10 protein-coding genes are annotated in these 15198 nt (G+C 70.1%); 3 read left to right on the forward strand and 7 right to left on the reverse strand.

Annotated elements, in window-relative coordinates:
* Positions 1-7 precede the first annotated feature (7 nt).
* Complete coding sequence (locus IW256_RS24365) at positions 8-3340, reverse strand: DUF4132 domain-containing protein (protein ID WP_197013188.1); 3333 nt, start codon at positions 3338-3340, stop codon at positions 8-10.
* A 216-nt stretch (positions 3341-3556) separates the two neighbouring features.
* Between IW256_RS24365 and IW256_RS24370 the strand changes: the two genes are divergently transcribed.
* The 3 genes from IW256_RS24370 (at position 3557) to IW256_RS24380 (ending at position 9326) form a co-directional block, all read left to right on the forward strand.
* Entirely contained in the window at positions 3557-5428 is a 1872-nt protein-coding gene (locus IW256_RS24370) for a DUF2075 domain-containing protein (RefSeq protein WP_231403909.1), read from the forward strand.
* A 204-nt stretch (positions 5429-5632) separates the two neighbouring features.
* Positions 5633-7270, forward strand: coding sequence for a hypothetical protein (locus IW256_RS24375; RefSeq protein ID WP_197013189.1), 1638 nt, complete (start codon positions 5633-5635; stop codon positions 7268-7270).
* Between the two features lie 163 nt (positions 7271-7433).
* Positions 7434-9326, forward strand: coding sequence for a DUF2075 domain-containing protein (locus tag IW256_RS24380; RefSeq protein WP_197013190.1), 1893 nt, complete (start codon positions 7434-7436; stop codon positions 9324-9326).
* Between the two features lie 69 nt (positions 9327-9395).
* Here the strand turns inward: IW256_RS24380 and IW256_RS24385 are convergent, their stop codons facing one another.
* The 6 genes from IW256_RS24385 to IW256_RS24410 form a co-directional block, all read right to left on the reverse strand.
* Entirely contained in the window at positions 9396-10238 is an 843-nt protein-coding gene (locus IW256_RS24385; protein ID WP_197013191.1) for a hypothetical protein, read from the reverse strand.
* Positions 10239-10240: 2 nt separating this feature from the next.
* Positions 10241-11455: a WXG100 family type VII secretion target gene (locus IW256_RS24390; protein ID WP_197013192.1), complete on the reverse strand. Its 1215-nt coding sequence runs from the start codon at positions 11453-11455 to the stop codon at positions 10241-10243.
* A gap of 2 nt (positions 11456-11457) precedes the next feature.
* Complete coding sequence (locus tag IW256_RS24395) at positions 11458-11847, reverse strand: hypothetical protein (protein WP_197013193.1); 390 nt, start codon at positions 11845-11847, stop codon at positions 11458-11460.
* Between the two features lie 306 nt (positions 11848-12153).
* Entirely contained in the window at positions 12154-13701 is a 1548-nt protein-coding gene (locus IW256_RS24400; RefSeq protein ID WP_197013194.1) for a serine/threonine-protein kinase, read from the reverse strand.
* Between the two features lie 172 nt (positions 13702-13873).
* A complete protein-coding gene (locus IW256_RS24405) occupies positions 13874-14422 on the reverse strand; it encodes a TetR/AcrR family transcriptional regulator (RefSeq protein WP_197013195.1) in 549 nt (182 codons plus the stop codon).
* Positions 14423-14495: 73 nt separating this feature from the next.
* Positions 14496-15119, reverse strand: coding sequence for an ATP-dependent Clp protease proteolytic subunit (locus tag IW256_RS24410; protein WP_197013196.1), 624 nt, complete (start codon positions 15117-15119; stop codon positions 14496-14498).
* Between the last annotated feature and the right edge of the window lie 79 nt (positions 15120-15198).

Raw genomic sequence — 15198 nt, forward strand, 5'->3', positions numbered from 1 at the left:
GCGTCGGTCATCGTTCAGGGGGCTCGGTCAGCTCGATGAGGGCGGCCAGGACCTCCGACGCGGCCGCCGGCGGCACTTCGCCGAAGGGCAGCGGGGGCCGCCGGGCGGGGTCGTAGTCCCCCGGCCGCCGTCCCACCCACACATGCGTGGTCTTCTGGTTCCGGTAGGTGCCGGTGGACCCGACGACGGGGGTCATGTCGACCACGACGTACAGGTCGGGGGCGACCTGCCGGTAGGCGCAGCCGTCGAGGTAGACGCCGTGGTCGTCGTGCCGCCGCCAGCCTCGCCGTCTCAGGCCGGGCATCCTTCCCGAGGGCACGTCCAGGCCCTCGAACCGCTTCAGGCGGGTGCTCTCCCGCTCCTCCGGGGTCAGCGCGTGCACCGTGCGGTCGAGCTGCTCGAACGGCTGCATGAGCTCGTAGTCCTGGAAGGCCTGCGACCAGTCCCCCAGCCGGTCACCCAGGTCCAGCGGATGCGCCACGCCGACCCGTGCCGACTCCGCCAGGGTGAACACCGCGTCGTCCACGTCGGCGAGCGACCGGTCCTCGGCCAGGCGGAACGCGGCGGACTTGCCGCCGTCCTCGGCCAGCCACACCAGCCGCCGCGCGATGTGCCAGAGCAGGGGGTGGGCGGCGAAGAGGTCCCGGAACTCGGCCGGCGACCACCGGCGCCGGTCGGTCATGGCCGCCTCCAGCCGCCGGATCTGCTCCTCCGCGACGGCCCGCACCTCCTTCTTCAGGGCGGTGAAACGCTGCTGCGCAACGGGCGCCAGCTTGGGGTCGTCCTTGGCGCCGGGCCGGGGCAGCAGCTTGCGGCGCGTCCCGTCCTCGTCGCTGACGTACGGGTTGAGCTGCTCGTCGAAGCCCACCACGAAGCGGCGCGGCCCGTAGTCGAGGATCATGCTGCCGTCGGGGCCGAGCCCGAAGTCGGGGACCATCCGGTCGGCCAGCTGCGCGGGGGTCAGCCCGCGCTCGGCGGCCACGTCCTGGATCTTCTCCTGGACGCGCGCCTTGAGGCCCTTGAACTTGAGCCTCTTGGTGAGGCCGTGCAGGTGCATCAGCGCCACGTCGGTCCCGATCCCGGCCAGGACGTCCAGCCCGGCGACGGCCTTGCGGTGACCGCCCTGCCCCGGCCAGGCCCGGATCACCGGGGTCAGCGCGCGCACCGTACGGTCGTTGCCGAGCAGGGCCAGCTGGTTCATCGCCCACGCGTCCCGGGACGGTTCCCCGTAGGCCCGCCAGCGTTCGAAGAGCGCCCACGCGAACTCGGCCAGCGACTCCGCGTCGCACACCTCCCTGACCACCTCCAGCCCCGCGTACACGTCCCCGGGCTTGGACATGGCCAGCATGGTGACCAGATGCGCGGCGGCGTCGTCGGGCAGGGCGTGGACGCGGCCTTCCAGCAGGACCTGCGGGAGCACCGCCGGGTCGGCCCAGGCGGGCGTCTTCGGGACACGGGCCGGGAGGATGTCCAGCGGGTCGGTCGCCAGCAGCGCGCCGATCGCGTCCGCGGCCTCCGCCCCGTGGTCGTCCCGGACCCGGTCCACGATCGTTTCCGCGCCGGTGTCCCCGCCGACGAGAAGCAGCGCGCGTTCGGCGTCCCGGCGCTCGGGCCCCGCCCCCAGAGCCGCCGGAACGAGCCACCGGGCCCCCGCCGCCCCGTGCCGGCCGAACCAGGCGACCGCGATGTGCCGGGCCGACTTCAGCCGGCCCAGCCAGCCCGCCATCAGCTCCGCCACCTCGCCGTCGAGGTAGGGCAGCAACAGCTTGCCGCACCCCGCGGGATTGGCCCGCGCGGCCTCCAGCGCCACCGGCAGCGCGTCGAACCCGTGGCGGGCCACGGCGGCACGCAGCCAGCGCCCGTCGTCGGCGTCCCACGCCTTGCCGTCCCGCCTCCACTCCCCGATCAGCGGCCGCACCATCTCCTCGGGGCCCTCGGCGATCAGGTGACCGATCTCCCGCCCCTCCGGCTTGGCCCGGGCCAGCCTGACCTGCGCCGCCCAGTCGGAATCGGCGGGGAACCAGCGCCCGTAACCGCGGGAGAAGGTGTTCCGCCACGCATCCCGTTCACCCGGCGCCCAGACCAGGTCCCGTTCGCCGGCCGGTGCCAGGCCCGCCACGACCACGGGCTTCCTCCGCGCCTTCCTGCGCTTCCACGGCGGCTCCACCAGCAGCCGAGGCAGCGCCTCCGCGGGAGCCTCCTCGACCCGCTCCTCCGCTGCCAGCATGGCCTCGACGAGGGCCTGCTGCCTGTCGGGCAGTTCCGGGAGGACCCTGCCGACGACCTCCGGATGGGTCTTCAGGTGCCAGGTCAGCAGCCCCTTCGCACGGGCGTCCTTGGAGGCGCTCACGGCCTCGGCCAGCAGCCTCAGCGCCCGGGCCGGGAACCGTTCCATCGCCTGGGTCAGGGCGGGCAGGACATGCTTCTGCCCCATCCTCGCCACCAACGCCCCGAAAGCCTCGTCACAGGGCAGCACACCCAGCGCCTCGAGAAGGCACACCCGATCAGGCCCGCCCGACGGATCGGCGTCCACCGCCTGGACCAGCGCCGGCACGACCGCCGTCCCGGCGCCCTCCACGACCGTGGCCACGACCGCCGGGACGGTGTGCCCGGTCAGGTACGGCAGCGTCCCCTTCAGCCGCCGCGCCTGCTCACCGCCGATCGAGCACCACAGCAGCCCGATCCAGTCCCTACCGGGCGGCTCGGCGAGGCACTCCTCCACCCAGTCCCGCCGCGTCGGCACCAGGAACGACACCACCAGGCGCCGCAACTGCGTCCCCCGATGCCCCTCCAGCCCCCTGACCGCCTCCTGGTAGTCCCGCTCGTCCGCGGCGGCCAGGATCGCGCGCATCCGCACCAGCAGCTCGACGAACCACCCGTCCGTCGCGTCGGTCACGGACCAGAACCGCAGCCCGAACGGGACGATCGCGTTCTCCTTCCAGCTCCACCTCCGCGCCTCGAGCACCAGCAGGGGGAACTCCACGCACGCGCGCGCGGCGAACACCACCCCGTGCTCCCCGACCCAGGCGTCCACGATCCGCCGAAGCCACTTACCGGACGGCCCCTCGTCCTCGGCGAACGCGACCCGCACCGCCGCCGCGGCCCCCAGCGGATCCGCCGCCCCGCCCAGGTACGCGCGCAGCCCGTCCACGATCTCCGGCGCGGCCCCCGTCCCCGCCACCAGGGCGTCGAGCACGGACCGCCGCCGCTCCACCCGCTGCCTGAGCGCCCCGGGCGCGGTCGCGTCAAGCTCGATCCCGGGCCCGGCCACCCCGCCCCGCCGCGGATACAGAACCGTCCGCCAGGAGTCGGGGATCAGGAGGCTGTCTTCGTCCGTCATGCCGCGCACCCTAGAACCACCCCCCGACATCACGCCCCCGACCGGCCGGCCGCGCTTCCTTCACGCATCCGCAGGGCTCCTCTCTGGATCTGACCCGATGTGTCAGTGATTGTCGATACGCTTCTCGCCTGAGAAGCTGCGGCCCGACGGGCTTCCGCCGTTCGCGGACACGCCCCCACACCGCACGAGGATTCGTGCTGCCTGGGGGTAGGTCTCTTGACGGTCTTCCGTCGTACCGCGGAGGCGTTGCTGTCGCCGGTCGAACGTCACTTCGCCGCGGTCCTCGCGGAACAGCTGAAGATGAGGGACGGCATCCCGGTCTCGGCCTCAGAAAAGCGATCATGGGAGCGGAGCCTGCCCGTGCTCGCCCACGACCTCGTCGAGGCCGGGCTCGGGCAGGTCGAGATGCTCATCGAGTACCAGCTGCCCCTGACCAGCAAGCGCGCGGACGTCGTCCTCGCCGGGGTCGACCGCCGCACCGGCGGCGACGCCTACGTGATCGTCGAGCTCAAGCAGTGGAGCCGCGCGGAGGTCTGGGAGGACGATCCCGGCCGGGTCCTCGTGCACAACATGACGGGGAAACCGAAGCTGCACCCGGCGCTGCAGGCGAAGGGGTACAGCGACTACCTCTTCGACTTCGTCAGCGTCCTGGCCGACCACCGCGACGCGGTGCACGCGGTGGCGTACCTGCACAACGCGGCCAAACTCGATGTCGTCGATCTCTACGACGTCGTCGAGGACGAACGTACGAGGCTGTTCACGCAGACGACCCGGGGAGCCTTCGTCGAGTACCTGAAGGACCGTTTCGCTCCGGACCCGGGCCGGGGCCCCGCCGACCGCCTACTGTCGAGCGCCGTGCGCCCCTCCAAGCAGTTGCTGCAGTATGCCGCCGAGGAGATCAGGAGCCGTGAGCAGTTCGTCCTGCTCGCCGAGCAGCGCCTGGCGTACGAGATGGTCTGGCACGCGGTGGACCAGGCGCGCCGCGAGGACGTCAAGACGGTCGTGGTGATCAGCGGCGGGCCGGGCAGCGGGAAGAGCGTCATCGCCCTGTCGCTCCTCGGAGAGCTCTCCCGCCAGAACTACTCCGTCCTGCACGCCACAGGGTCCAAGTCCTTCACCCAGACCATGCGCCGATACGTGGCCAAGGGGTCTCCCAAGACCAAGGCCATGTTCAAGTACTTCAACAACTTCATGGACGCGGACAAGAACGGGCTTGACGTGCTGATCTGCGACGAGGCTCACCGGATCCGCGAGGTGTCGGCGAACCGTTTCACCCCGGCCCGGCTTCGCACCGGACGGCCGCAGGTGGAGGAGCTGATCGACGCCGCGCGGGTACCGGTGTTCCTGCTGGACGAGCATCAGGTCGTGCGGCCCGGCGAGATGGGCACGCTCGGGCGGATCCGCGAGCACGCCACGGCCAGGGGGCTCACCGTCCGGGAGGTGTCACTGGACGAGCAGTTCAGATGCGGAGGCAGCCGCAAGTACGAGGAGTGGGTGCTGAGCCTGCTCGGACTCGACGGAGGCGTCCCCGAACCGTGGACGGGCGACGACCGCTTCGAGGTCACCATGGCCGACTCCCCGTACGATCTCGAGGCCCTGCTGCGGAGCCGGATGAAGGAGGACTACTCGGCGCGGATGACGGCCGGGTTCTGCTGGCCGTGGAGCGACCCGCGCAAGGACGCCGAGGGCGGGTACGCCCTGGTCGCGGACGTGGTGATCGGCGACTGGGCGCGCCCCTGGAACGTCAAGGGGGACCGTGCGGTCGGCGACGCCCCGCCCAGCGAGCTGTGGGCCACGCACGAGGGCGGCTTCGACCAGGTCGGCTGCGTCTACACCGCCCAGGGGTTCGAGTACGACTGGAACGGCGTGATCCTCGGTCCCGACCTGGTCTACCGCGGCGGAGGGCTGACCACCGTCCGCGCCGCCAGCAAGGACCCGGCGCTCAAGCCGCGCGGCGTGACCGACGAGGAGGCCGACAGGCTGATCCGCAACACCTACAAGGTGCTGCTCACCCGCGGCATGGCCGGGACCGCGATCTACTCCGTGGACGCGGAGACACAGGCTTTCCTCTGCGCCCTCCTGCGCTGATCGCAAACCTCGGCGGACGCCGCCATCAGACCATTGACCGCCATAGGCCACGCCTTCGGCTCTGATCCCCGATAATGAGAAGCACTCGCCATCCGACGGATAGGCTGGCAGCACATCGCGGTTGCGATGGCGAGCTGAACCGGGGCACACGGCCCCCGAGGGCGCGGTCTGGCAGACCGCGCCCTCTCCTTTCCCAGGATCCCCATGAACGCACTCCCCGAGGGACGGGACCCCGCGTCGCCGTACTCGCGCCATGTCACCGCCCGGCTGCTCGACTTCACCAGCCCCACCACGCCCTGGACGCGACGGCTGTGGGACGTCGGGGCGTTCCTCGCCCTCGAGGAGCTGCACGAAGCGGGTGAGTGGGTGGACGGTGGCGTACTCCACCAGTCCGCCGTGGACTGGCAGCGCAACGCGATGGAGAAGATCCTCGGAGCGGACCCGGCGATCGGCACCCGGGACGTGCGCCGGCGGCTTCAGGAGACCCTGCGGACGACGCTGACGGTGGCCGGCGACGGCCGGCGCAGGCTCCGGTGCCTCATCGACACTGCCCGGCCCGGTTACCTGGCCCGCTGGTCGGACCATGTGGCGGCCGGAACGGCGCCGGGACCCGAGCGGGTGGCGCGCGCGGTGACGGCTCACCTGCTGGACTCGGGTCACAGCCCGTCCGGGCTTCACCGCTGGCTCCAGGACGGCCGTACGAGGCTTTCCGCCGCCGAACTCGTCGGCGAGGCCGCCGAACTGCTCGCGGCCCCCACCCTGACCTGGGAGGTCATCGTGCCTTTCCGGGCCCTTCCCGACCACGAGGAGATGGCCGCGCACCTGAGTTATTGGATACCCGCCCACGACGCCCAGGCCCTCCTGCAGAAGGCGGGAATGAGCGCGCGGCGCACCAAGGTCGCCGGGGCGATGCGCTACAGAATCGCGGCCCGCGACGTGGAGCGCGCCATCGAGATCGCCTACGATCTGGTGGAAAGACTCCAGGCGCGGGCGCGATTCAGAGCGACTTCCGGCAGGGTGGTACCGCTCGACCAGGTCGTGATCGACGGCTGGCACAAACCCCTTCCGCTGCGCATGCCGGCCCGCGGTGTCCACGTGCGCTCCCTTGCCTCGAAGAAGCGCCTGTACGCCGTCCAGCGCTCCACGCACAGGCACGGACAGGACGAACGCAGCCCGCTGGACGACGCCCTGGAGATCGCCTCGGCCTTGAACGAGGGGCCTCTCGCCCCGGCGCTCGCCGGAGGCTGGGCCGCCCTGGAGTCGCTGCTCACCGAGTCCCGCGACCCCGACGAACGCGGGAAGATCGTCGCCGCGGAGCGCGCCGCGGCGCTGGTGGCCTGCTCCTGGCCGAGGGCCGAGCTGACCGCGCTCTCTTACCAGGTGCGGCAGGTGAGCGGCGACGACCTCACCGGCCGGCTCGACGCCTGCGGATCCAACCACGCGCGTGCGACGCTGCTGGCCGACCGGCTCCGGGAGCGGCGCGCGCTGCCTCTCGTCCGCTCCTGGCGGCTGGAGAGCGATGTCGCCGCGCTCCGGCGGATGCTCGACGTGGTCGACCGTCCGCGCCCGAACCTGGACAAGGTGCGTGAGCGCCTCGAGGTGTCGCTGCGGAGGCTCTACCGATGCCGCAACATCGTCCTGCACGGCGGCTCGACCGGGGGTGTGGCGCTGTCCGCGGCGTTGCGGGCGGCGGCCCCGCTGGTCGGCGCCGCTCTCGACCGGATCACCCACGCGCATCTGGCCACCGGCGTCTCGCCTCTGATGCTCGCGGCCAGGGCCGACACCGCGCTCCAGCTGGTCGGTGACGACCTGGGCCCGCATGTCTGCGACCTCATCGAGTAGCCGTTCCGGCATCGTCCCGGCCGCCCTTCCCGACGTAGATCATCGCTAATCTGCTCCGGTAAGGAGTTGCGGCCCGACGGGCTTCTTCCGGTTCCCCTGGGCGGGAGCCGAGGACACGCCCCCATTCCGCACGAGATCTTCGTGCTGGCTGGGGGTAGGTCCCTTGACGGTTTTCCGCCGTACCGCGGAAGCACTGCTGTCGCCCGTGGAGCGGAACTTCGCCGCTGTGCTCGCCGAGCAGATGAAGTTGCGGGACGGCCTGACCGTATCCGAGGCCGAAAGGCGGTCCTGGGAACGCAGCCTCCCCGTCGTCGCCCACGACCTGCTCGAAGCCGGTCTCGGTCAGGTCGAGATGCTGATCGAGTACCGGCTGCCGCTGACGAGCAAGCGCGCCGACGTGATCCTCGCCGGGGTCGATCGGCGGACCGGCGGCGACGCCTTCGTGGTCGTGGAGCTGAAGCAGTGGAGCCGGGCCGAGATCTGGGACGACAACCCCAGCCGCGTCCTGGTCCACAACATGACAGGCAAGCCGAAGCTGCATCCGGCGCTCCAGGCCAAGGACTACGCCGATTACATCGCCGGTTACCTGACCGAGCTCGCCGCGAACCCGGATGCCCTGGCCGCTGTCGCGTACCTGCACAACGCGGCGAACGCGGACGTCATCGATCTCTACGACGCCGTGGAGGACGACCGGACGCAGCTGTTCACCCTGACCACCCGGGGCGCGTTCGTCGACTACCTGAGCGACAGGTTCGCGCCGCTGCCCGGCCGGGCAGCGGCGGACCGCTTCCTGGACAGCGCCGTGCGACCGTCAAGGCGGCTCCTCGAGCACGCCGCCGCGGAGATCAGGAACCGGGACCAGTTCGTCCTGCTGGACGAACAGCGGCTCGCCTACCAGCTCGTGGTCCACGCGGTGGGGAAGGCGCACCGGAGCGATCTCAAGACGGTAGTGGTGATCACCGGCGGGCCCGGCAGCGGCAAGAGCGTCATCGCACTCTCCCTGCTCGGCGAGCTGTCACAGCGCGGCCGCGCGGTCCAGCACGCCACCGGATCCAAGTCCTTCACCCAGACGATGCGCAGGCAGGTGGCCGGCAAGGCGTCGATGACGCAGTCGGTGTTCAAGTACTTCAACAGCTTCACGAAAGCGGCGAAGAACGACCTGGACGCGCTGATCTGCGACGAGGCGCATCGCATCAGGAGAGTGTCGGGCAACCCTTCGCCCCGTTCGCAAGGCCGCCGCCTGCAGATCGACGAACTGATCGACGCGGCGCGGGTCCCGGTGTTCCTTCTCGACGGGCAGCAGAACGTGCGACCTGGAGAAATGGGCACGCTCCCGCGAATCCGCGAACATGCGAAGGCGAGGGGCCTGGACTTCTTGCACGTCTCGCTGGACGAGCAGTTCCGGTGCGGCGGGAGCCGCAAGTACGAGGACTGGGTACTGCGCCTGCTCGGGCTTCGTCCGGAACCACCGGACTGGACGGGCGACGAGGGGTTCGAAGTATCGGTCGCCGCTTCGCCGTACGAACTGGAAGCGGCCCTGCGGGCACGGCTCGCGGACGGACGGTCGGCCAGGATCACCGCGGGATTCTGCTGGCCGTGGAGCAACCCTCGCAGAAGAGCGAACGGGAAGGGCCCGTCCCTGGTCCCCGATGTGGTGGTCGACGGCTGGTCGCGCCCCTGGAACGTCAAGGGCGACGAGAAGGTCGGTGACGCGCCTCCGAGCGACCTGTGGGCCACCGACCCCGGCGGTTTCGAGCAGGTGGGGTGCGTCTACACCGCCCAGGGCTTCGAGTACGACTGGAACGGCGTGATCCTCGGCCCCGATCTCGTCTACCGGAACGGGCGCCTGGTCACCGTCCGGCAGGCCAGCCGCGACCCGGCACTCAGGAACCAGGACGTGTCCGACAGGGAGGCGGACGAGCTCATCCGCAACACCTACAAGGTCCTGCTCACCCGGGGCATGGTCGGGACGATCCTGTACTCGACCGATCCCGAGACCCGGGCCTTCCTGGCCGGCATCCTGAACGCTCCGCCGCCGGGAACCCCACACCGGTGATGTCCCACGCTTACGAGGGTGTCACCCGGCAGGACTCGAAGCCACCGAATTGCCGCCGGTCTTCGCTCCTCAGGGTTCGCGCAGCGTGAACGACGCCCATTCTTCCCTCGCCACGATCATTGTTCTGTCGCCCCACTTACGCCCGTGCCACGCCCGCCGATGCTCAGGAGGGAAGAACATGTCACCCATCTCGGCGATCCGGACGACGCGGCCTCGATGACTGAAGACCATGAAGGCGGAGAAGGACGGCCTGTACTCGAGCCCCGCATAGGAAAGCCCGGTCTTCTTCTTCAGATCCCTGGGCTCGATCACGCGCATCTCGTCCCACGCGAACCCGAGGTCACCGATGGGAACGGACTTCTTACGCTCATCCCGGAGCGTGCGGAGCCTTTCAATGATCTTGAACTCCGTGTCCCGGTGGTAGAGGCGCTGAAAAGCGGTCGGCTCCACCAGTTTCATCACTCGCTTACCGTCCATGCTGATCATGCGCGCCTGGGACGAGTACTTCTTGCCATTGGCGTAGTACAAGGGAAAGGACAAGCCGTCCTTGAGGAGCACGACCTTGGCAAGGTTCGGCCCGTTGAGGAAAACGAGGAGTGAATGGTTCTCCTGCACGTACTCCCGTTCCGGCAGGATGGAGAAGCCCGTCTTGTCGCGGACGTTCCCGCCCTGAGGTCCCGACTCGAAGAAGAAGAGCCCGTCCCAGGCGAAGGGTGTCAGGTTCCGCATCGGAACACCGGGGTATTCTGGCCGCGAACCCGCGAGCCGGGTGAGTGACTCCGTCATCATGCGACTCACCCGTTCGTCCACGTAGCGATCCTTCCAGTCGGGCTCGGCGCAGCCCACCACCGTGCCGCAGGCGGCCAGCAGAACGACGGCCAGTGCCGCCCATCGCCTTACCGGAGAACGCATTCTCAGCGCCCCACCTCGGAAGGGTTCCGTCCAGGACCGTGCTCGGGCAGGAGGCTGACCTGCTTTTGCGGCATGGTCTGGCCCTGGGGTGTCCGGTCGCTCCAGCCCAACTGGCCGTCCTTGCCGATCACCACCATCTGGCCTCCGTCCACGGCCTGCCGGATGTACTTCGCCAACTCCTCGTTGGTCGCATCCGGGTGCTGGAGCGCGATCCGCCGTCCCACCTCATTGTTGTAGAGGTCCATGGCCTCGCGCGGCCCCGGGTTGTCGTCGGCGATGCGCTCGTGGGCGACGGTGAACCTCTCCGTCCACTCCGCTCCGAAATCACGGGTCATGAGGGCGTTCCAGTACGCGTGCCGCCAGGCGTCGCCGTGACCGTCCTGCCATCCCCCCTTCGGCGCCCAGTTCGGAGGCGGATTGGCCGCCGCGCCGAAATCGTTCTCGAACATGAGGAGGCCCTTGATCCCCTGGGAACGCACAAGGGAGTCCAATGCCTCCTTCTCGCTCGCGGTCACCTCCCGCGGGTCCTTCCCGAGCTGCTTGGCGATCCATTCCATGAAGCCGTCCGGGTACTCGGTCATCCCGCCGGGATCTTTGGTGACCTGGTACATCTTCATGATGTCGGCGAGCGAGCGGCGCCCGTCCACGTCATGCGGATTGGCCATCCACAACGCTCGCCACACGATCTGCTCGGGGTCGGTACCGGCCTGCGCGAGGATGGTCGGGCGGAGCGTCCCCAGCGCCTCGGCGATCCTCCGGTCGGCGTCGTTCGCGGTGCGCAGCGCGGCGGCCATCTTGTCCCGGAGTCGGTCGGCCTTCTGCAGGAGCAGCGACTGCTCGATAATGGTGGTGGGGCCATCGGTCGGGGGGCGCCGGAGGGAACCGTCCTCGCCGACATGGAACCGGGCGGATCGCGCCTCCTCGACGGCCTCCAGCAAGCTGGCCTGGGCAGCCTGGAAACGCTGATGGGCGGCATCCAGAACCCGCCCGATCCCGCCGGCGGCCTTGGACGCGGTGTAGCTCTTCTCCCGCAGCATCTGGATCTGGAGGTGTGCGGCGTCGGCGTCCTTGCCCTGCCAAATCTTCTGCAGTTTCGCCTGCTGCTCGACGACGTCCTTATGCGCCCGCTCCAGACGGGTGGCGAGGCGCGCCCACGCGTCGGCGGCTTCGGCCAAGGGTCCGAGCCGGGCGTCGCGCAGTCCCGCGAAGGTCACCATGCTCAGTCCCCCAGCATGGAGGAGATGCCCTGCATGGCCTGCCGGTTGATGGCCTCCACCAGCATGTGGTTGCCCGCCGTCTTCGCCAGCTTCGGCCCCACGTCACCGACCTGGCCGGCGAGCCCCTTCAACGCCGTCTCCCAACCGGTCGTCAACTCGGTGAGCCGCGCCGTGGTCGACCATTCCCGCCCCAGTGCCCGGGCGCCCTGCTCGGAGTCGGGCACCATCTTGTGCACGGCGGACCGCATGTCGCCCTCGGTCTCCTTGGCGGGGCCGGCCAGGCGCTTGAGCTCGCCAGGATCGACCTGGAGTTCTCTGCCCTCCCCGCCTTGGGCGGGGGCCGGACGGGCGGGGACACTGCTGTTCAGGAGCCTTCCGATGTCTTTCGTCACAGCGCCGCCTCCCCGGACGTTGGCATCGAAGTGTGATCATACGACCGTTTCCGTCCCCGGACATGCGGCATTTTCAACAGACCACGAAACGCCTTGTCAGAAGGTAGTCGGTCGTCACCGTGTTGATCATTTTTGGACGGGAATCGCCCTGTCCACGACGAGGCGCTGGCGTACGCCACGGGCAGGAAGTTCACGGTCAACCATGCGCTCGGCGTACTGGAGGCCCGTGACCGAGATGAGGGCCTGATCAGGCTGGAGACCGGTGCGTGCAGAAGGAGCCGCACCTGCTGTTCCGTTACTGATCGTTCACAGGTGGGGATCGTCCAGCAGTTGCACGAGTCCGGGTACCTGAGCGTGATCGTCGCCGTGCACGCTGCGGATGTCGGCGAGGAGATCTGAAAGCTCCTGCCGGCCCTCGGCGGGCCGGCCCGCGGTGAGCCACAGGCGGCCGATGTGTCCGCGCACGCGCAGGATCAGATCGTCGTACGGTTCCCGGCCGGAGACGTCGGTGAGGAGTTTCTCCAGGAGGCGGATGGCCTCGTGGGCATGGCCCACCTGAGCCAGGCACACCGCGGTCTGCTCGCGGCAGTGCAGGACCCTGTCGTCGTCCGGACCGTGCCGCTCGGCCAGCCCGACGGCCGCCACCCTGTAGGCGGGGATGGCGCGCCGGTGTTCGCCACTCTGGTGGAGGACCGACGCCAGATCCAGCCGCAGTCCCAGCACTTCCAGGTCGTCGTCGCCCAGGGAAAGCAGTGCGGGTTCGGCCATGTCGGAGAGCAGTTCGGCCGCCTGCGTGAACCGTCCTGACGACGCCAGGTCCGCTGCCTCCGCCCTGCCCTGGGCCACTTCCTCCTGGGAGGGCAGCTTCACTTCTTCCAGGGTGGCGGGGAGGGACGGCACTTCCGGGGAGATCGACGTGTTACCGGTGGCAGGGATCCGAGCGAGGACACCCGCGTACAGGCGGGCCGAGCGGGCGGGCGGCGGGACGATGTCGACGCTGCCGGGCAGGGGCTCGAGATCGGTGACGAACCGCAGGACGCGCTCGCAGACCTCGTCGGCGTCGGCGGGCCGGTCCGCGGGCCGCTTGGCCAGCATCTGGAGGACCAGTGCGTCGAGCGCGGCCGGGATATCGGGGAGCAGCTCCCGGAGGGACATCGGCACCTCGTCCTCGTGCCGGCGCATCATCTCGTACGGGGTGGCGGCCGGGAAGACCTCCTGGCCGCTGAGGAGTTCGTAGGTCACGCATCCCAGCGAGTAGAGGTCGCTCTGCGGGCAGGGGGTCCCGTACAACTGTTCGGGCGCGGTGTAGCCGGGTGTGAGGGGCGCGTCCTGGCCGGTGGCGGTCCGCCGTACGTCGCCGGGGGCGAGCCCGGCGGTGATACCGAAGTCGAGGACCTTGACCGAGCCGTCACCGCACAGCATGAGATTGCCCGGCTTGAGGTCGCGGTGCATCAAGGGGCGCTGGTGGGCGACGGACAGGACCCCGCAGACCTGCGCGGTGATGAAGGCGGCCCAGGAGACCGGCAGGGTGCCATGTGCGTCGATGAGGTGATCGAGCGTCAGTCCGTCGATGTACTGCGTCACCAGGTAGAGCGAGGGTCCGCGTACCTCGTCGTGGTGCTCACCCAGGTCGTGGACCGTGGGCACGCCGGGGTGTTCGAGCCACGCGGCGCTGCGGGCCTCCTGCCGGAAACGGCTGATCAGCTCGCTGCCGGCCTCGTCGACCAGGATGAACCTGACCGCGAGCCGGCGGTCGAGGAGCCGGTCGTAGGCGCGCCAGACCTCACCCGTGCCGCCCCGCCGGAGCGGCTGGTCGAGTTCGTAACGGTCCGCCAGCACGAGCCCGCGCCGCACATCCGCCTCCTTCGGCCCGGCAAAGCCCCCCGACCGGCAAGGGCGCTTCGTAACGCTCGAAGACTCCCCACACTACGCCCTGCGACGACACGGCGACTTCTCGATCTTCACGGCCCTCGCTCGGGCGGCCTCGTGCGCCGTGGGCGGATACGTCGCGTGCCCACCGCCGGGGCTACGGGCTGCCGGTCAGGTAGCGCTGGAGGGTGGGGGCGAGCCAGGCGACGCACTCGTCGCGGTCCATCGCCACCACGGGCGGCAGGCGCAGAACGTAGCGGCACAGGGCGAAGCCCAGGGCCTGGGTGGCGGCCAGGCCGGCCCGGGTCGGCGCCTGGGCCGGATCGTCGGCGAGCTCGGCCGCGACCGGGCCGAGCTGCCCGGCGAAGATCGTCCGCATCCGTTCGGCCGTGTCCTCGTCGGTCACGGCGGTACGGAGCAGGATCTGCAGGACGTCGCCCTCCCACCGGTCGACCACGTGGGCGGCCAGGACCCGGCCCACCTGGTCGCGGGGAACGGCGGACAGGTCCGGAATCCGCAGGTCGAACTCCGCCGCCCTCGCGAAGAGCTGCTGCTTGCTGCCGAAGTAGCGCATGACCATGGACGGGTCGATCCCCACGTCCGCCGCGATCGCCCGGATCGTGGCCCGGTCGTACCCGTCGGCGGCGAAGCGCTCGCGGGCCGCCTTGAGGATCACGGCCTTGGTCTCGGCTGAGGATCTGCGCATGCCGCCACCCTAGGCCAACGCGCGTTGGCCAACCAGCGTTGACCCCCTTCCCCCGTACGGCCTTCTCCCGGGCTCAGCCGCCCAGGATGCGGTCGGCGGTGCTGACCACGTGATCGACGAAGCCGTACTCGCGGGCCTCCTCCGCGCTGTAGTAGCGGTCGCGGTCGGAGTCGGCCGCGATCCGTTCCAGCGGCTGGCCGGTGTGGTACGCGATGCGTTCCTGGACGGTGCGCTTGGTGAGCAGCAGCCGCTCGGCCTGGATCCTGATGTCGGACGCGGTGCCCTGGATCCCGCCGGACGGCTGGTGCATGAGGATGGTGGAGTGCGGCAGCGCGTACCGCTTGCCGGGGGCGCCCGCGCACAGCAGGAACTGCCCCATCGAGGCGGTGAACCCCATCGACAGCGTGGCCACGTCGTTCGGGATGAACTGCATGATGTCGTAGATCGCCATGCCGGCCGTCACCGAGCCGCCCGGCGAGTTGATGTAGAGGTGGATGTCGCGGCGCCGGTCCTCGGCCGAGAGCAGCAGCATCTCGGCGCAGATGCGGTTGGCGATCTCGTCGTCAACCTGCTGTCCCAGGACGATGATGCGCTCGCGCAGCAAACGCTGGAAGACCTGCTCTCCCACCGGCGACGGCGCGGGGGCCTCGGCGGTACGGGAGGAGGGCTCGGTGAGCATTCGCGTGGAAACGGTCATGGCCCCAGCGAACCCGCAGCTCATGGGTGTCGTCCAACAACTTCCGGCGGCGCTTTGACAACCGCGGGTTGTCGGCCGA

Origin of the sequence: Actinomadura viridis (assembly GCF_015751755.1) — a bacterium.
GTDB lineage: Bacteria > Actinomycetota > Actinomycetes > Streptosporangiales > Streptosporangiaceae > Spirillospora > Spirillospora viridis.